The 17,739-nt window shown below is 71.4% G+C and carries 19 protein-coding genes; 11 read left to right on the forward strand and 8 right to left on the reverse strand.

Annotated features, from left to right (window positions below; genetic code table 11):
* Positions 1-6 precede the first annotated feature (6 nt).
* Positions 7-945, forward strand: a complete 939-nt coding sequence (locus QQS16_RS03635; RefSeq protein ID WP_286060152.1) for an STM4011 family radical SAM protein — start codon at positions 7-9, stop codon at positions 943-945.
* Positions 946-980: 35 nt separating this feature from the next.
* Here QQS16_RS03635 and QQS16_RS03640 read toward each other — a convergent pair whose 3' ends face one another.
* Together QQS16_RS03640 and QQS16_RS03645 are read right to left on the reverse strand one after the other, a co-directional pair.
* Positions 981-1,604: a histidine phosphatase family protein gene (locus QQS16_RS03640; protein WP_286060153.1), complete on the reverse strand. Its 624-nt coding sequence runs from the start codon at positions 1,602-1,604 to the stop codon at positions 981-983.
* A 357-nt stretch (positions 1,605-1,961) separates the two neighbouring features.
* Positions 1,962-2,750, reverse strand: coding sequence for a hypothetical protein (locus tag QQS16_RS03645; protein WP_286060154.1), 789 nt, complete (start codon positions 2,748-2,750; stop codon positions 1,962-1,964).
* 263 nt (positions 2,751-3,013) lie between these two features.
* Here QQS16_RS03645 and QQS16_RS03650 point away from each other — a divergent pair, with 263 nt between their 5' ends.
* Both QQS16_RS03650 and QQS16_RS03655 read left to right on the forward strand, forming a co-directional pair.
* Positions 3,014-3,631 (forward strand): RNA polymerase sigma factor, encoded by a 618-nt coding sequence (locus QQS16_RS03650; RefSeq protein ID WP_286060155.1) that lies wholly within the window; start codon positions 3,014-3,016, stop codon positions 3,629-3,631.
* Entirely contained in the window at positions 3,624-4,565 is a 942-nt protein-coding gene (locus QQS16_RS03655) for a CU044_5270 family protein (RefSeq protein WP_286060156.1), read from the forward strand. The genes QQS16_RS03650 and QQS16_RS03655 overlap by 8 nt, the downstream gene beginning before the upstream one ends.
* A 150-nt stretch (positions 4,566-4,715) precedes the next feature.
* Here QQS16_RS03655 and QQS16_RS03660 read toward each other — a convergent pair whose 3' ends face one another.
* A complete protein-coding gene (locus tag QQS16_RS03660; RefSeq protein WP_286060157.1) occupies positions 4,716-5,141 on the reverse strand; it encodes a DUF6003 family protein in 426 nt (141 codons plus the stop codon).
* Positions 5,142-5,371: 230 nt separating this feature from the next.
* Complete coding sequence (locus QQS16_RS03665; protein ID WP_286060158.1) at positions 5,372-5,773, reverse strand: nuclear transport factor 2 family protein; 402 nt, start codon at positions 5,771-5,773, stop codon at positions 5,372-5,374.
* A 95-nt stretch (positions 5,774-5,868) separates the two neighbouring features.
* Here QQS16_RS03665 and QQS16_RS03670 point away from each other — a divergent pair, with 95 nt between their 5' ends.
* Entirely contained in the window at positions 5,869-6,237 is a 369-nt protein-coding gene (locus QQS16_RS03670; protein WP_286060159.1) for a winged helix-turn-helix transcriptional regulator, read from the forward strand.
* A gap of 79 nt (positions 6,238-6,316) precedes the next feature.
* Here QQS16_RS03670 and QQS16_RS03675 read toward each other — a convergent pair whose 3' ends face one another.
* Positions 6,317-8,599 carry an MMPL family transporter gene (locus QQS16_RS03675; protein WP_286060160.1) on the reverse strand — a complete coding sequence of 761 codons (2,283 nt, stop codon included), beginning with the start codon at positions 8,597-8,599 and terminating at the stop codon, positions 6,317-6,319.
* Positions 8,600-8,850: 251 nt separating this feature from the next.
* On the opposite strand from QQS16_RS03675, the gene QQS16_RS03680 reads away from it, so the two are divergent.
* From QQS16_RS03680 to QQS16_RS03695, 3 genes are all read left to right on the forward strand, one after another.
* Entirely contained in the window at positions 8,851-9,408 is a 558-nt protein-coding gene (locus QQS16_RS03680; protein ID WP_286060161.1) for a GNAT family N-acetyltransferase, read from the forward strand.
* A gap of 527 nt (positions 9,409-9,935) precedes the next feature.
* Positions 9,936-10,175: a hypothetical protein gene (locus tag QQS16_RS03690; protein WP_286060162.1), complete on the forward strand. Its 240-nt coding sequence runs from the start codon at positions 9,936-9,938 to the stop codon at positions 10,173-10,175.
* A complete protein-coding gene (locus QQS16_RS03695; RefSeq protein ID WP_286060163.1) occupies positions 10,175-10,549 on the forward strand; it encodes a toxin Doc in 375 nt (124 codons plus the stop codon). Before QQS16_RS03690 ends, QQS16_RS03695 begins: the two co-directional genes overlap by 1 nt.
* A gap of 6 nt (positions 10,550-10,555) precedes the next feature.
* On the opposite strand, the gene QQS16_RS03700 is transcribed toward QQS16_RS03695, so the two are convergent.
* A complete protein-coding gene (locus QQS16_RS03700; RefSeq protein ID WP_286060164.1) occupies positions 10,556-10,921 on the reverse strand; it encodes a helix-turn-helix transcriptional regulator in 366 nt (121 codons plus the stop codon).
* Positions 10,922-11,022: 101 nt separating this feature from the next.
* On the opposite strand from QQS16_RS03700, the gene QQS16_RS03705 reads away from it, so the two are divergent.
* The 3 genes from QQS16_RS03705 to QQS16_RS03715 all read left to right on the forward strand — a co-directional run bounded on the left by QQS16_RS03705 (position 11,023) and on the right by QQS16_RS03715 (position 14,612).
* Positions 11,023-11,865, forward strand: a complete 843-nt coding sequence (locus QQS16_RS03705) for an ANTAR domain-containing protein (RefSeq protein ID WP_286060165.1) — start codon at positions 11,023-11,025, stop codon at positions 11,863-11,865.
* 70 nt (positions 11,866-11,935) lie between these two features.
* The gene (gene ligA, locus QQS16_RS03710; protein WP_286060166.1) at positions 11,936-14,032 is read left to right on the forward strand and encodes an NAD-dependent DNA ligase LigA; all 2,097 of its coding nucleotides are present in this window, start codon (positions 11,936-11,938) and stop codon (positions 14,030-14,032) included.
* Between the two features lie 313 nt (positions 14,033-14,345).
* Positions 14,346-14,612 carry a hypothetical protein gene (locus QQS16_RS03715; RefSeq protein WP_286060167.1) on the forward strand — a complete coding sequence of 89 codons (267 nt, stop codon included), beginning with the start codon at positions 14,346-14,348 and terminating at the stop codon, positions 14,610-14,612.
* 31 nt (positions 14,613-14,643) lie between these two features.
* Here the strand turns inward: QQS16_RS03715 and QQS16_RS03720 are convergent, their stop codons facing one another.
* Complete coding sequence (locus tag QQS16_RS03720) at positions 14,644-15,162, reverse strand: ATP-binding protein (protein ID WP_286060168.1); 519 nt, start codon at positions 15,160-15,162, stop codon at positions 14,644-14,646.
* Positions 15,163-15,393: 231 nt separating this feature from the next.
* Between QQS16_RS03720 and QQS16_RS03725 the strand changes: the two genes are divergently transcribed.
* Positions 15,394-16,122: an AAA family ATPase gene (locus QQS16_RS03725; RefSeq protein ID WP_286060169.1), complete on the forward strand. Its 729-nt coding sequence runs from the start codon at positions 15,394-15,396 to the stop codon at positions 16,120-16,122.
* Between the two features lie 72 nt (positions 16,123-16,194).
* Here QQS16_RS03725 and QQS16_RS03730 read toward each other — a convergent pair whose 3' ends face one another.
* On the reverse strand, positions 16,195-17,466 hold the full coding sequence (locus QQS16_RS03730) for a cytochrome P450 (RefSeq protein ID WP_286060170.1): 1,272 nt from the start codon (positions 17,464-17,466) through the stop codon (positions 16,195-16,197).
* Between the last annotated feature and the right edge of the window lie 273 nt (positions 17,467-17,739).

The raw sequence follows: 17,739 nt of genomic DNA on the forward strand, positions 1-17,739 counted from the left end.
CCCGCCATGGACCTGACCCTCCTCTACCGGGGCCCGCTCGCCTCCTGCGACTACGACTGCCCCTACTGCCCGTTCGCCAAGCGGCGCGACTCGACCGCGCGACTCCGCGCCGACCGCGCCGCCCTGGAACGCTTCGCCCAGTGGGCCGGCGACCGGACCGACGACCGGCTCTCCCTCCTCTTCACCCCCTGGGGCGAGGGCCTGGTCCGCTCCTGGTACCGGCGCACCCTCGCGGAGCTGTCCCATCTCCCGCACATCCGCCGGGTGGCCATCCAGACGAACCTCAGCTGCCGCACCGACTGGCTGGCCGAGGCGGACGCCGACACCCTCGCCCTGTGGTGCACCTACCACCCGGGCCAGACGCCGTACGACCGCTTCCTCGCCAAGTGCCATGACCTGGCCGACCGGGGGGTCCGCTTCAGTGTCGGCGTCGTCGGCCTGCCCGAGCACCTGGAGGCGGCCCGCCGCCTGCGCGCCGATCTGCCGGAACACGTCTACCTGTGGATCAACGCGGCCGAGGGGCACACCTACCAGGACGCCGACGCCGACACGTGGACCGCGCTCGACCCGCTGTTCCCCTACAGCCGCACCCCGCACACCAGCGCCGGTCTGCCCTGCCGCACCGGCGACTCGGTGATCTCGGTCGACGGCGACGGCACCGTCCGCCGCTGCCACTTCGTCCGCGCCGAACTGGGCAACCTCTACGACGGCTCCTACCGGGCCGCCCTACGCCCCCGCCCCTGCCCCCTGACCACCTGTGACTGCCACATCGGCTACGTCCACCTCGAGACCCTGCCGCTGTACGACGTCTTCGCGGGCGGAGTCCTGGAACGCGTCCCGGCCGCCCCACCCGAACGACGCCCGGTCGCCATCGGGCTGACTGCGACGAGCACGGTCGCCGGAGTGGCCAGCGCCACGGGGGAGGCGTGCGCCGCCGCGCGGTGAACACACCGGGCGCCCGTCCCTGACCAGGTATGCCCTCAGATCCGGAGGCCGGAGGGGAAGCCGGTCCAGCGGAGCTCCTCGGGAAGGTGCCCCAGGTCGTTGTAGAAGAGGACGGAAGCGGGCCGGCCGGGGGCGTAGCGGATGACGGTCAGGGCGGCGTTGGCGTGGTCGAGGCCCATCCACCGCCACTTCGGCGCGTCAAGGGCGTCCCGGACGAGCCAGCCGATGAGGAAGTTGTGGGTGACGACGAGTTCGTGGCGAGGTTCGGCGGCGCGCACTGGTCCCGTGAACCGGGTGAGGGCTCTCCGGGCCAGCTCCGGACCGTCTTCCCGTTCCTCGGCCGGGAACTGGAGCAGACGGCTGAGCATCGCGTCGGCCGACTGTGCAGGCAGTTCCTCCTTCTGAGGCATGTAGGGGATGTAGTCACCGGCCGACTCCGACGACCGGATGGACACGTTGTCCAGCTGGTCACGGATCAGCCGTGCCGTCTCGGCCGCTCGCGGGAGTGGGCCGTGACAGATCGCCGAGATCGGGCCGCGTTGAAGCCGTGCGTCGAGCAGCGCGGCCTGACGACGACCCTTGTCGGTCAGCTGCTTCTCGTCCGGCGAAGCCTCGGCGTGCCGTGCCAGGTAGAGGTAACGCGTGGCTGTGCCTGTCACGGGCGAGGTCCTCCAGCAGGTCGATCTTGCGGATGCCCACACGGACGGTCCACGGCGCCGCACGGTTCCGCCGTCGAGGGGGAGGACAGCCCACTGACCACGGGCTCGGCCGGAGACCGATCGTGCCGGTCCACTGCCAGGGCCCAGGGAGTTCTCATGTCGGCCGGCGGGGCCTCGCTGACATCCGTCGCCGCCTTCGTGGTGATCGTGCTCGGTGCGATCACTGTGCTGAAGCTGCTCAGTGTTTCGCGCGGAGGCAACTGGCAGCGCCCCGAGGTGGCTTGCCCGCCAGGCGAGACAGCATGGCGGGCTCCGCGTGCCGTGAACACCGGCTGGAGGAGTCTGCACGAGGTCGGATCAGGACTGCGTGTCTGAGGCGTCGACGATCTCGCTCCGGGGCGGCTGCTGCACCGTGACCTTCTCGCCGTAGTCGTCGAAGGTCACGCTGCTGTCCTCGGAGCCCTTGGTCGCGGCCTTCAGGATGTAGGGCTCTCCCTCGGTGGCGACCTGCATGCTGATGTGGCTGCCTTCTTGGTCCTTCTCCAGGGTGAGGGCGTCCTCGCCGTCCACCTCGGTCGTTTCCCCGCGTTTCAGGCCCTGCCGTTCGGTCTTGTCCTGGTCCATGGAGGCGAGGAACCGCTTCTTGTCGCAGAAGGCGGCATCCGGCCCGTCCGCGGGCGCCGCGACCCACTTGCCCGCCAGCTTGCCGGCGAGCCGCTCGCCCCGCTTGACGTCACCGCCGCTCGCGCGTGCCGAGTTGGTCCAGAAGGCCCGGTCACCCTTGATCAGGACGTCACCGCCCTCACTGCGCAGCAACTCCGCGCGGCCGCCGTCCCCGCTGATGGTCCCGGTGCAGTTGCCCTGGTCGTCCACTCGGATGTCGAGTTCGACGGTGCTCGACCCGTTGGCCTGCGCGGTCCCCTTCATGTGGACGGAGGAGGCCTTCTCGGTAGCAGTCACCGCCCTGGCCGCGATGTCATCGGCCTTCTGCCCCGAGAAGGCCTCCTCGTCGGAGTCACCTCCGCACCCGCAGACGAGCAGCACCCCAGCGGAGAGCGCACCGAGTAATGAGGAGGTCCGCATCCTGGACATCACCATGTTCCAGCCCCTTCCGGCCGGCCTGCGCCGGCCATGCATGCCGTTCATGTCCTGCTCCTGCCTTGCCCTGTGACGCCCGCGCGTTCCGGACGCAGTAGCCCGGATACCCCCAAGTCCCGCTTGTGCACGGCCACTTCGCAGGGCGTGGCCACACGACCGCGGACGCCGACAGCGCGGCCCCAGCCGAGTCGAATGCCTCTCCGGCCCGGACGCGTGAGGTCCCACCGTGGGGAACCGGATTCCCGCGACCGGCGAAGTACAGGTGAAAGCCCAAGCCGTCAGAGCGTTCGCATCAAACGAAAGGAGCCCCGATGACCGTCGAACCAGGCGTCAGGATGGGGCAGGACAGTGACGCCTCGGTGATCGAACGGTCGTGGGATGAGCCCGAGGCATTCGCCGTGCTCTTCGACCGCCACGCTGACTCGGTGCACAGATACGCCGCTCGCCGACTCGGTGCGGAGGCGGCCGAGGACGTGATGGCGGAGACGTTCACCACCGCGTTCCAGCAGCGCTTCCGGTACAACACGGTGCTGGCCGACGCACGCCCATGGCTGTTCGGTATCGCGACCAACCTCATAGGCCGTCACCGGCGCGCCGAAGCCCGGCGGCTGAAGGCGCTCGGACGGCTGCCTTCGGCAGCCCCTGGCGACCAGGCCGAGGAGACGGTCGCGGACCGGGTGGCAGCGCGGGTCAGCGCACAGGCGGTGGGCCGCCAACTGGCAGGCGCCCTGGGGAGGTTGCCCCCCCGGCACCGGGACGTGCTGTTGCTGGTCGCCTGGGCCGACCTCGGCTACGAGGAGGTCGCCCGCGCCCTCGGGGTGCCGGTGGGGACGGTCCGGTCGCGGCTGCACAGGGCTCGCAGAAAGGTTCGTGAGGCATTGGGCGGATCCGATCCGACTGCTCTCCGAGAGGAATCCGACGATGAATGACCTCAAGCTCCTGAGGGAGTGGGACGGGGACGCGCCGCCCCTGGCGGACGACGTCCGCGCCCGGGCCCGCCTGCGCCTGCACCAGGCGATGCGGGCTCCCGCCGCTCCCGCGTCCGTTCGCCGCCGTCCGCTGCTGCGGATGGCGGTGGCCGGTGTGGCCGCGGCCGCGGTCGCCACCACCGTGGTGATCGCCGACGACCCGGGGACCTCGCCGCCCACCCGGCCGGTGAGCGCGACCACCGTGCTGCGGGGGGCGGCGGCCGAGGAACGCAGGCTCGAGAAGCCGATCGCGCCGCGCGACGACCAGTTCATCTACACCAAGGAGATCATCGAGGAAACCCCGGTCGGTGGCGGGCGGAGCAAGACGTACGTCGACGAGAGCTGGAACTCGGTCGACGGCTCCAAGAGGTCCTACGTCAGCGAGCTGGGTCACACCCAGTGGGTCCCGCCGGACAAGCCCGGTGCGCGCGCCTGGCCGCCGCGCAGGTGGTCGCTGCTGAAGCAGCTGCCCACCGATCCGGACAAGCTGTCGATCGCTCTGCGCGACGTGAGCGGGAAGCCGGACTACGGTCGGCCGATGAAGGCCGACGACTGGCCGATGGTCCACACCTTCCTCTCCGGCCTGCTCCACGCCCCGGCCCTGCCGAAGGGACTGCGCCCCGCCGCGTTCGAAGCCCTCGCCGCCGTACCGGGGGTCAAGGTGCTGCCCGGCCGGCCGGACGTGGACGGCCGCCCCGGCATCGGCATCCAGTACGTGGGCCCGCCCGGGACTCCCTGGGAGGACGGTGAACAGGTGCTGATCTTCGACGCGAAGACGTACCAGTACCTCGGCACGCGTGACCAGCGCAAGGAGAAGCTGGGATCGACGACCTACAAGCAGTGGTCGTACGTGGCCGCCCACGGCGTGGTGGACCGAGTGGGGCAACGCCCCTGAGCGACTGCCCGCAGCGGGCCCTCGCACCGCTCGGTGCCCGGTGACTCACCGGGCACCGAGCGGTCGGGCGGGCTCCCGCGGCGCCATCGCCGAACCGGCTCCAGCGGCACCCGGTACGGCACCCCGCTGTCCCTGCTCGGCCGTCCCCGCTCAGCCACCGGTCGCGGCCGTCACCGTCGCGGGGTCCTCGCCGGTCAGTTCCACGATGCGGTGCGGCGGTACGCCCGCGGCCAGGGCGCGCGCGATCAGGCCGTCCCGGTCGTCCGCGTAGTCGCGGTAGGCGAGCAGCTCTTCCTCGACCCGGGCGATCGTCTCCGGGGCGAGCCGGTGACGCACCCGGATTAGTTCCTCGTCACTCAGCGGGACCGGCAGGCGCTCCGCGCCCTCGGGGACGGATCCCCTCTCCTCCGGTGGCAGCACCCGCAGCTCCGGGGATGTGGGGGTGCTTCCCTGAGCGTCCAGCCATGCCCGCACCGCGGGAGTCTCCATGCAGGCGAGGTCGCCCACGGCGGCCGGAGGCACACCGAGGGGCATGGCCGCGTCGTCAAGCAGGAACAGGTAGGCGTCGTCGGTCATCCTCGGCTCCTTCTCAACGGGATCGATCGACGTCCCTTTACCCCACCGCACCCGGATTACCGCCCCCACCGAGCCGAGTCACTCCGACGGACCGCCGGCGCCGCGCGGCCACCCGACCGTCTCTCCCCCGGTCACCCGGGATCGCGGTGCGAGGAGCGAGGAGCGAGGAGCGAGGAGCGAGGAGCAGCAGAGGGTCGGAGGGGCTTCCTGCCCCTCCGGTCAGGGCGCGCTCAACCGGCACCCCAGAAAGCGTCCTCGGCGTGCTGGTCGGCGGAGAAGAGCCACACCTCCATGATCTTGTCGCCTTCCACCCTGAGCAGGTCGACGCCGTCCATCGCCATCTCGGCGCCGTCGCGCCGCGCCGAGAAGCGGACGGGCATGGCGGCCAGCGCGCCGTTGACCATGGGGTCGCCCGTCAGTCTGAGTTCGAAGGTTCCCTGCGTGGCGGCCATCTGGGCACCGAGCATCCCGTTGACCGCGGCCATGCCGCGGTAGGTGCCGGACACCGCGTTGTCGCCGGGCTGGTGCCACACGATGTCCTCGGCGAACATGCCCGCCACCGCGGCGAAGTCCTTGGCCGACACCGCGTCGGCGTACCGACGGGCCACCGTGAGCGTGGTAATGGACTCCATCTCGATCTTCTCCTTCATAGATTCTTGCTGGTGGAGACCTATACTCACCATCGGTAACCAGTCACCTCAACGTAACCGATGGAAGAATGTGGCGCGTGTCACAACACCCGGAACTCAATGTCCTCACGGCGACCTGCCCCTCCCGCACGTCACTGGCCCGCATCGCCAACAAATGGACGGCGATGGTGGTGATCGCACTGAGCGGGGGCAGCATGCGCTTCGGTGACCTGCGCACCACGGTCGAGGGCATCAGCGCCAAGGTCCTCACCGAGACCCTGCGGGACCTGGAACGCGACGGGCTGGTCGCCCGGCACGCCTACGCCGAGATGCCGCCAAGGGTGGAGTACGAACTCACCGATCTGGGACGCACCCTGGACGCGCCTCTGCGGGCGTTGGGCCGCTGGGCCGAGGAACACGCTGTCGAGGTGATCGCGGCACGCGAGACCTACGACGCGCGCCCCTGACCCCCGCGCGCCGCGGCGACATCGGCACGGAGCCCTGACCGCAACCGCGGGCGACGACGGGACCGGCCGGACAGCACACCTAGCGGCGCGTCCCCTCCTGGGCCGCCGGGGCGGTCGCCGCGGCGGCCGTTCCCTCCCCTTCGGTGTCCACGTGCGGCAGGAGCCGGTCCAGCCAACGCGGGGTCCACCAGGCGGAGTTGCCGAGCAGTGTCATGGCCGCCGGCACGAGCAGCAGCCGCACGAGCGTGGCGTCGATGAGCACACTGGCAGCGAGTCCCAGGCCGAGCATCTTGACGACGATGTTGTCGCTCAGGACGAAGGCCGCGAAGACGCTGACCATGATGAGCGCCGCGCAGGTGATGACCCGCGCGGTGATCTCCAGCGCGTGGGCGACGCTCGTCCTCGGGTCCCCGGTGCGCAGCCACGCCTCGCGGACGCGGGACAGGAGGAAGATCTCGTAGTCCATGCTGAGCCCGAAGACGATGGCGAACATCATCATCGGCACGTAGCTCTCGATCGGCACCTCGCCGGAGACACCGAGCGCCGGACCGCCCCAGCCCCACTGGAAGACGGCCACCACGACGCCGTACGAGGCGGCGATGGACAGCACGTTGAGCACGGCCGCCTTGACGGCGACCAGCACGCCGCGGAAGACGATGAGGATGATGAGGAAGGCCAGGCCGACGACCACCGCGATGATCAGGGGCAGCCTGCTGGAGACGATGTCCAGGAAGTCGACCTGGGCCGCGGTCGTGCCGGTCACGTACGTGCGGGCGTCGGTGCCGGACACCGCTTCGGGCAGGACGTCGTCCACGAGCCGGTTCACCAGGGCGGTGGTGCTCTCGTCCTGTGGGGCAGCTGCCGAATACGCGGTGCCGATCAGCACATCGCCGTCCGAGGTCGGCGTGAGAGGGGTGATCGTCGCCGCGCCCTCCACGTCGGCCAGGGCTTTCTGCGCGGCGGTGGCGAGCGCGGCGCGGTCGGCCTGCGGGACGTCGCTCTGGTCGACGACCAGCGTCATCGGGCCGTTGGACCCCGGCCCGAAGGCCGAGGACATCAGGTCGAAGGCTCGCCGGTCCGTGAAGGACTTCGGATCGGCGCCGTCGCCGATGTGCCCGAGCTGGATGGAGAAGAGGGGGACGGCGAGGACGGCGAGGACCACGGCACCGGACGCCAGGAACCACCACGGGCGGCGCTCCACCCGTTGCGCGTAACGATGCCAGGTGCCCTGGGCCTCCTCGCCGGGTTCGGCGTCGGTCTCGGCGAAGGGTCTGCGCACCCGCACCCGGTCGATCCGCCGGCCGATCAGTCCGAGTGCCGCCGGAACCAGGGTGAGGGCGCCGAGCACGGCGGTGACCACGGTGACGGCGGCGGCCAGGCCGAGCTTGCCGATGAAACTGATCCCCGAGACCCACAGACCCGACAGGGCGATGACGACCGTGCAGCCGGAGACCAGCACGGCACGGCCGCTGGTGGCAACCGCCAGACCCGCCGCAGTCACGGGACCGCGGCCGTTCATGAGGTTCTGGCGGTGGCGGGTGATCAGGAAGAGGGAGTAGTCGATGCCGACACCGAGACCGATCATCGTGGCGAGCGTCGGCGAGACCGTGGCGAAGGTGAAAGCGGCGGCCAGCAGGCCGAGCAGGGCCAGTCCACAGATCACGGCGATGAGCGCGGCCACCAGGGGCAGCACCGCCGCCACGACGCTGCCGAAACCCACGAGCAGGACCATGATCGCCACCCCGAAGCCGATCGCCTCGCTGGTGCGGTCGTCGGTCTCGGGCCGGGCCAGTTCGCCGAGCGGGCCGCCGTACTCCACCGTCACGCCGGCCGATCGCAGCGGCTGGACGGCCGTGTCGACTCCGTCCAGGTAGGACGGCCCCAGCGTGGAGGGCTGGACGTCGAACTTGACGGTGATGTAGGCCGTCTTGCCGTCGGTGGAGAGCGGGCCGACGTTCGGGGTCCCGGTGGACGGCGTGGTGCCCGGCGCGGGAAGCGGGTTCTGCGCGCTCAGCACATGGGGCAGCTTCCCCAGGTCGGTCACCGCGGTGCCGATCGGACCGCTGACATCGGTGAGCGGCTTCGAAGCGTCCCTCAGGACGATCTGGGCCCCGTATCCCCCGGCCCCCGGTTCATGTGCCTTCAGTACGTCGAGGCCGTCCTGCGACTGGGAGCCGGGCAGGGTGAAGTCGTCCGAGTAGTCGCCGCCGCGCGTCCGGTCGAGTACCTGGAGTCCCATGAGCGCGGCCAGCCAGAGCACCAGGACGGTCACGCAGTGGCGGGCGCACCACTCACCGATGCCGCGCAGCGTCCCTCGGCGAAGGGCGGTGGCGCGCTCGGCTTCGGGCTGCGGCGTTGGCATGCGTACTCTCCCGACAGCCGTCGGGGTTGCCGCGGCCATGGTCCGTCCGGGCGCGCGGGCTCCCGAGAAAGTCGTACCGGACTACCGCCATTGAAGGAGCCCGCGAGCGCCCCGGCACGTCGACGCGGGGGAACGGGTGACAGGGGTACGGATGACGAGGGGCAGCCGAGCATGCCCGGACCGCGGTTTCACCGTGCCCGGATTTCGATTGAGCGTGCGAGCCGGCCGTGGCATCACTGCGAGGTTCGCAAATGATCACGAGACGCATCAAGGGGTCGGTGAGGGTGGCGCTCGGAGAGCTGGTGAGACTGCGGGCGATGGGGCCCGCGGACGCCGACGCGCTGTGGCGCTGGAACCACGATCCCGAGGTCATGCGGTGGATGGACGACACCTACGCCCAGCCGGTGGAGCGCGTCCGCGCGTGGCTGGAGGAGCGCCCCCGCAACACCTATGCCGACCTGCTCCTCGGCATCGAGGCACTCGCCGACGGCCAGCTCATCGGCCTGGTCACGCTGCACGAGGCGGAGCCGGAGAAGGGCATCGCGAAACTCGACCTCTACCTGGGCGAGAAGCCCTACTGGGGCCGTGGATACGCCACCGACGCCGTGCGGACGGTCTGCCGCTACGGCTTCGACGACATGCGCCTGCACAAGGTGACGCTGACCGTGGTCACGGAGAACCACGCCGCGCGCAAGGTCTACGAGAAGGCGGGCTTCGTCGAGGAGGGCCGTCTTCGTCAGGTCTTCCGACGTGACGGCCAGTGGTACGACATGTTCACGATGGGGCTGCTGGCGGGCGAACTGCGCTGAGTCCCACGCGTCGGCGGCGGATGATGACCGGGGTACCGGAGACGGACGCGGTGCCGATGTCGCCCGCCTGGTCGGAGGCGGGCATGGACCATGCCGTGGCCGCGCCGGACTTGGTGGTGTGATGCGCGCCGGTGATCGTCGGACCGTACGTCGCGCCGAGCGGAGCCGTCAGCGCTGACGGCCTTCAACGCCGTGTTGTCGGCGGCCTCCCAACTGAGCTTCACGGGAACGGCGATGCTGTTCACCGTTCCGATGCGCAGGACCAGGGCCGGCTTGGTCGTGAACGTCGGGGCCGTCGTCTCGGCGACGACCGTGGCGGCCGCGGAGGTGGTGGTCCTGCCGGACTGGTGTGTGACACGGACCTGCACCTGGTGCGTGCCGGAGCTCCCTCGTCCCCGGAGGCCGCAGGCCCTCAGGACCGGGCTCAGCCCGCAGCCCCGTCCCGGACCCCACCGCAAGGTGGCTGCCCGACCGGAATGCGCCCGGAGCCACTCCCCTGCCAGGTACCAAGTAGGTACCATGCTGGCATGCCGTCCTTGAACATCAGCTACAGCGACGAGGAGATGGAGGAACTGCGCGCCGCGGCCGCGGCCGCGGGTACCTCCCTCAAGCAGTACGTCCACGACCTGTCCCTGCGTGAGCGGCTGCGCCAGCAGTTCGTGCGCTATGCGGTCTCCTGGGGCGAGCGGCACCGCGAGGAGTTCGACGAGGCCTTTCCCGACGAGATCCCTCCGGCCGGCCGCCACCAGGGAGCCGAAGCCGCCTGATGGTGCTCCACGTCGACATTCCCTGGCTGCTCGACATCCAGGAGCAGTCCGTGCCCGAGGACGTCACGGTCGCGGACTACTCCGCCCTCGTCGCCGCGGTCGCCCGCCACAAGACCCGCATCCCCCGGCCCGGTGTCGCCACGCCGGATGCCGCCTGGCGGGCCGGAGCCCTGCTGCACACGCTCGTCCGGCTCGAACCGCTGCCGTACCGCAACTCGCTGTACGCCTGCCAGGTCGTCGTGGCGTACATGCATGCCTCGGGCGAGGGCATCGACCCGCCTTACGGCGCCCTGGTGGAACTGGTGCGCGACATCCAGGCCCGCAAGACCACCGTCTACCAGGCCGCCGACCGGATCCGCGGCTGGCGGATCTGAGCCGGGTCAACCGAGCCGGTCTCCGTCCGCGTCGGCACGGCTCGGACCGACATGACCCTGGACCGAGCGGTCGACTTCGTCCTGCGCCAGCAGCGAGAGCAGCGAGGCCACGGTGAGGCCGGCCTCGGCGGGGTGGCGCAGGACCTTGCCGGGCTCGATCCGGTAGGTGTTGCCGCGTCCCTCCCGGGTGTGCGACAGATAGCCGTCCTGCTCCAGGTCGGCGATGATCTTCTGGACGGCGCGCTCCGTCAGCCGGCAGTGCGCGGCGATGTCCCGGATGCGCGCGGTCGGATCATCTGCGATGACCGCCAGCACGCGCGCGTGATTGGTGAGAAACGTCCATCCGTTGTGCGGCTCAGGCACTCCACCCATGCACGCATCATACGACGAAGTTTTCACGCACACAAATGCGCGAACTCAATTTCGTGTATCTATTGACGTATCCGTGCGCAGGCGTGACCGTGGAGAGGCAAGTGGACGAGAGACCGTGGGAGAGTGTCATGCCGCAGTCGGCGTACTCCGCGCGCCCCGGGTCGGAAGACGCCGACGCCTGCGCGGGGCCGGTGGGCCGCACCGGGGCACACCGCTCCACCGACATGAGCGTCAAAGCCACCCGTCACGGCGACCGTGTGGCCGTGACCGTGTGCGGTGAACTCGACCTTCGAGCGGAGGAGCCGTTGCGGCGCGCGCTGCGCTCGGCTCTCGCCGAGTCGGCCCGGGGTGTCGAACTGGACCTCAGCGGGGTGGAGTTCTGTGACTGCTCCACCCTCAACGTCCTCCTGTGCATCCGGCAACAGGCCCTTTCGGAAGCCAAGTACGTCACTCTCGGTGCCACCAGCCCCGTCGTCGACCGGGTGCTCGAACTCACCGACACGCGCTCCCTGTTCACGGCTCCTGACGACGACGCTCCCGGCCACGGGGCGGCACCCCCGGCCGGAAGACCGGGAGCGGACCTGACCGCTCCGGCAGACCCCGGTGACGGCACTCAGGACCCGTCCGCGCGGAATGCGTCCGCGCAGGGCAAGCACGCGCGGGACCCGCGGATCGAGCTGGCGCAGCTACGGCGAGCGATGCGGACCCGGCCGACGATCGACCTGGCCCGTGGCATCCTGATGGCCCGTTTCGGGCTCAGTCCCGAGGACGCCTGGACCACTTTGGTCGTGACCTCCCAGAACACCAACAGCAAGATGCACCACCTGGCTCAGGAGCTGGTGGACACGGTCGACGGCGACTCGCTGCCGGAGGACGTGTGCGAACAGCTGACCGCCGCGGTCGGCCGGCTCAGGCACCAGGCAGCCACCACCGACGACGAGTGACACCACCGAACGGGGGCGGCGGCCGCCCCGCGCACCAGCGCGCGGGGCGTTGTCAGTGGTGGCAGGCAGGATGAGCGGTATGACGACACCAGCTGCTCGGATCGTGGATGCCGCCGCCTACGCCCAGGCGGTCGAGGACGCGGTGAAGGCCGCGGCCGCCTACTACGCGGACGGCGCCTCCCCGCTGGACGACGACACCTACGACCGGCTGGTGCGCGGCATCGCGGCATGGGAGGCCGACCACCCCGATCAGGTGCTGCCCGACTCCCCCACCGGGAAGGTCGCCGGCGGTGCGGTGGAGGGGGACGTACCGCACACGGTGGCGATGCTGAGCCTGGACAACGTCTTCTCCCCGGAGGAGTTCACCGCCTGGACCGCCTCACTGGCCCGCAGGACCGGTCACGACGTCACCCGCTTCAGCGTGGAGCCGAAGCTGGACGGACTGGCGATCGCCGCCCGCTACCGCCACGGCCGGCTGAGACAGCTGGTCACGCGTGGCGACGGGACCGCCGGTGAGGACGTCTCGCACGCGATCGGCACCATCGAGGGCCTCCCCGAGCAGCTGGCCGAGCCGGTCACCGTGGAGGTCCGCGGTGAAGTCCTGATGACCACCGCCCAGTTCGAGCACGCGAACGAGGTGCGCACCGCGCACGGCGGACAACCCTTCGCGAACCCGCGCGGCGCCTCGGCCGGCAGCCTGCGCGCCCGGGAACGGGCCTACACCGTGCCGATGACGTTCTTCGGTTACGGGCTCCTCCCGGTGCCCGGCACCGAAACGGCACTGGCCGGGCAGCTGAGCGACCTCGCGCACAGCGACCTGATGGTGCGGGCCGCCGGATACGGGGTGAACACCACCGCCTCCACCGCCGTCCCGGGCGTCACCGCCGACACCGCCGAACAGGTCCTGCGCCGCGTCGACGAGATCGCCGCGCTGCGCGCCGAGCTGCCGTTCGGGATCGACGGGGTCGTCATCAAGGCCGACCTCGCGGCCGACCAGCGGGCCGCCGGATCGGGCTCGCGCGCCCCGCGCTGGGCGATCGCCTACAAACTGCCCGCCGTGGAGAAGATCACCCGGCTGCTGGAGGTGGAGTGGAACGTCGGTCGCACCGGCATCATCGCTCCTCGGGCGGTCCTGGAACCCGTCCAGATCGACGGCGCCACCATCACCTACGCCACCCTTCACAACCCCGGCGACATCACCCGCCGGGACCTGCGCCTGGGCGACCACGTCATGGTCCACCGGGCCGGCGACGTCATCCCCCGCGTCGAGGCACCGGTCGCCCACCTGCGCACCGGTGACGAGCAGCCCATCGCCTTCCCCGAGGTCTGCCCGCGCTGCGGTTCCGGCATCGACACCGGCGAGCAGCGCTGGCGGTGCGAGAACGGCCGCAACTGCCATCTGGTCGCAGCCCTCTCCTATGCGGCCGGCCGCGACCAGCTCGACATCGAAGGCCTCGGCCACACCCGCGTCGTCCAGCTCGTCGACGCCGGGCTGGTCGCCGACCTCGCCGACCTGTTCACCCTCACCCGCGAGCAGCTCCTCGGTCTGGAGCGGATGGGTGAGACCAGCACCGACAATCTCCTCGCCGCGCTCGGCCGGGCCAAGGACCAGCCGTTGTCGCGGGTGCTGTGCGCGCTCGGCGTGCGGGGTACCGGCCGGTCCATGTCCCGCCGCATCGCCCGCCACTTCGCCACCATGGACCACCTCCGGGCCGCCGACACCACGGCGATGCAGCAGGTCGAAGGCATCGGCACCGAGAAAGCGCCGTCCATCGTCGCCGAGCTCGCCGAACTGGCCCCGCTCATCGACAAACTCGCCGCGGCCGGGGTGAACATGACCGAACCCGGTGCCACCCCGCCCGCTCCGGCGGACACCGGCGCGGACGGTGCCACGGCGGACGCGGAGGCCGTGAGCGGGCCGTTGGCGGGGATGACGGTGGTCGTCACCGGCGCGATGACCGGCCCTCTGGAGAAGCTCAGCCGCAACCAGATGAACGAACTCGTCGAGCGCGCCGGCGGCCGCTCCTCCTCCAGCGTCTCCAAGAGAACCAGCCTGGTCGTCGCGGGAGAGGGGGCCGGTTCCAAACGCGCCAAGGCCGAAGACCTGGGCATTCGTCTGGCAGCACCCGACGAGTTCGCCGCCCTCGTCGCCGACTTTCTCGACTGACCCCGTCGGACGCGCCCCGGTGACCCGTCGGACGCCCCCGGCGGAAGCCGCGCTCGGGGCGGCTCCTCCCCCGACGCCGGTCCCGTGAGTGCCCGCGCGGCCCGTGACCCGTCACCCGGGCGATCAGGGCGGGCGACCCCGTCGCGAATCGACGGCATGGCGGTGTACACCGTGCCGGGCACTCGGTGGCCGCCCGGTGGCGATGCCCTCCGACGGGCGACACACGCTCCGATGGCCGGCCCCCGCCGGGCCGTTTTCGTGGCTTCGTCGGAGGGAACCCGGCGAGACCGTAAGGGCGACCGGAGGAACTGACATGACTGGTGACCACGACCGACACGGTGACGCGCACGACCGGGCCCGTAGCGCCGACGAGCCCGGCGCCCACTCGGGAGCGGAGCGGCAGGCACAGGAGCGGTCGATACCGGGGACGGCGAGCGCGAAGGAGGGCTACCAGACGGATCAGGGCACCGTGGCGGGCAAGCCCCTGGAGGGCGTCGAGAAGGAGGACCGGGCCGAGAACGAGCGGACTGCCGAGGCCCCCGAGGAGCGCGGGTCAGGCAGCGGTCCCACCGGGGCCTGATCGCCGGCCGCCACCGGGGGACGACACCCGTTCACCTCGGTGTTCTGCCGGAGATGGAAGCCGGCAGAACACTCCGGCGGGCGGGGGCGGTGACGCCGTGGGGTGCCTTGCGGAGACAGGCGGTGATCTGTTTCCCCCGGGTGTGGAGTGCGACGACGACCTCGTCACTGACGGCGTGCACGAGGCGGAGTCCATGGCCGCCGACACGACGCCGGTCGTCCTCGCGCACCGTCGGGGCCTCGGTGGAGGTGTCCCACACCGTGATCGTCAGTTCTTCTCCGGACAGCTGCACGATCAGCCCGCAGGGGCCGGGGGCGTGCCGGACGGCGTTGGTGACCAGTTCGCTGACAGTGAGCTCCGCGTCCCGGGCCCGTGGGGCCGGGACACGGTGGCGGCCGGTATGCCGGGCGTAGGCGAGAAAGGCGCGCAGTGACTGGCGCGCGTCGGCGGCGCGGGCCGCGCCCTCGTCCCACACCGCGCTACAGCGCAGCGTGGCGTGCTCGTCCATGCCCGGCTCATCTGCCGCCTGCTTCATAAGCGGGATGACCATGTGGGTTCTTTCGTTGCAGTCGCCGCTCGAAGCGGCTTTCGGTCGTGCGTATACCCGGATGCCGACCGCGCACGCCATGAGCGTCCGAGGAGACGCGCCCGGCAGGGTGCCCGGGTGCCTACGGTGAGCGGGGGGTCGCGTCGAGTGCGCGGCCGCTCGTGGCCGTGCGGCCGTGCGGGTGGTGGGGCACTCACTCGGGCGCGGCCCGCACACGTGACGAGGAGAAGCTCCATGACGGCGCTCGCGGCCCGCTACGCCGACGACAGCGGACCGACTGCCCGGACGCGGTGCTGGACAGGCCGCGGCCGACCGGGTCCCGTCCGCGTTGGACGTCCCGGCCTGAACGGCGTACCGCACGGGGTGCCGACGGCGAGCACACCGGCCCGCCGGGCGGCCCTGGTGCACGCGGACCTGACCTCCGCCACGGCGAACCGGCTGGAGCACACCTGGACCCTCGCCCGACCGACGGCCGGGGGGCTGAGCCCCGTGGTGGAACTGGTGGTGCTGGTGGGACTCCAGGCATCCGGTAAGTCCACGTTCTGGGAGCGGTGTCTGCGGGACGGCCATGTACGGGTGAGCAAGGACCTCTTCCCGCGCTCGGCCCGGCACAAGCAGGCCCGGCAGATGCGGCTGGTCGAGGAGGCCCTGGCCGCGGGCCGTTCCGTGACGGTGGACAACACCAACCCCTCGCCCGAGGAGTGGCGTCCGCTGGTGGCCGCGGCCCGCGCGCACGGCGCCGCCGTCACCGCGTACTGGTTCCCACCGGACCTGGCGGGCACGCTGCGCCGCAACGCCGGGCGCACGGGCCGCGCCCGCGTGCCCGACGTCGGCATCCATGCCACGCTGCGGCGGCTGCGCCGGCCTACGCCCGCCGACGGTTTCGACGCCGTGTACGACGTACGGTTCGACGGGCGTGGCGGCTTCGAGGTACGGCCGGCGGACGGCTCACCCGGCTCTTGAGGAACTGGGCTCCCGCGGGACTGGTTGTGTCGGTGTGTCGCGGCTCCCGGCTCCTGAGAGGCCGGCGTGTCGTCACACGGCCGTCAGCACGCGCTCACTCGGCACCCGTACGTCCCGAACGGCGAAGCCGCTGCGCACCCGCGCCGGGATCCGCCGCAGGGAGATCCGCAGGTCCTGGTCGGGGACGGTGTAGTCGAGTCCGGCCAGGCGGAACGCGAGGGTTTCCAACAGCCCGATGGTGAGACCCTCACCGGGGCAACGGTGGCCGGTGCGCGGCTCGCCACCGCCCTGCGGGATCAGTTCGTCCCGCTCGACCGCGTGTTCCAGGAACCGCTCCGGGCGGAAGACGTACGGGTCGCCCCACAGCTTCTCGTCGTGGTTCTGCCCGAAGACGTCGAGCAGCACCATCCCGCCGGCCGGCACCGAGATGCCCTGCCAGGTCAGGTCCCGTACGGCGAGGCCGCCGAGGAACGGGGCGAACGGGTAGAAGCGGCGCACCTCGTGCACGAACGCGGCGGTGTAGGCGGTGTCGCCGCCCCGCAGTCGTTCGCGCTGGTTCGGCTGTAGGTGCAGCGCGTGTGCCGTGTAGGCGACGAACCAGCAGACGGCGACGGTGGGCCGGATGACGTTCAGCAGCTCGACGGCGGCCGTGTGCGGGTGCAGCAGTTCGCCGTCGGCCTCGCGGTGCCGGCACGCGGCGGCGAGCACCGACTCCTCGGGGGCGTCGACGCGGCCCGAGCGGACGTCCTCGACCAGCCGGGTGAAGCGCTCCTCCTGCCGGCTGCGGGCGCGCCGGGCCCGCCAGTGCCGTGGCCCGGCGGTGGCGAAGCCGTCGACCATGGCGACCAGGTCCCGGGCCAGAAGCTCCGGCTCCCCGGCGTCCTCGTCGAGCGGAACGCCCGCCCAGCGGCACACACCGCGGGTGAGCACCACGGAGGCCGCGTCGAACAGCACGACTTCTTCGGCCCCGCTCCACTCCCGTACCGCCTCGTCCCAGACGGGGACGACATGTTCGACGAGGCCGGCGATCCGGTCGGCGTGCAGCAACGGCAGGAAGAACTCCTTGCGGGCGCGGTGGGCGCCCCTGTCGAGGGTGTGAACGGCGTCGTGGCCGAACAGGGTGCTCAGCACGGGCCCCGGAAGGGCGCCGCCGCGGCGCACGTTCTCCTCGTCGTAGAAGAACCGCACCGCCTCGGGGCCGCGCACGGCCAGCGCGGGCTTGCCCATCACGCGGGTGCGCGCCACGCCGTCGGGGTGCTCGCGCAACAGGCCGGGCAGCCAGCTGTAGCCCTGGGCGAGAGCGGGCAGGGAACGATCGATCACGGGCGAACTCCGTACGTCCATGGCCGCCCAGTGCCCACGCTCACGGCTGGGACACGTGCGGGCGGTTCACAAGGCTGGGTCAGGTGGTCAAGGGTGCGCGGCGGCTCGTGCTGCTCGGCGGTCAGGTTCTTGAAGCCGAGTGCCGGGGGCCTGGGGGCCGGGGCGAGTGCCTCGCACGCCCCCGCCTCGGACTCGTCGCTCCCCTGGGATCGGTGCTGCGGCGTGCCCCCGGGCCCGCGCCCGCGTCACGGTGGTGCCGGACGGTCGGTGCGGGCCTGGGGCGTGGTGGTCCGT

The sequence above is a fragment of the Streptomyces sp. ALI-76-A genome, from assembly GCF_030287445.1.
GTDB lineage: Bacteria > Actinomycetota > Actinomycetes > Streptomycetales > Streptomycetaceae > Streptomyces.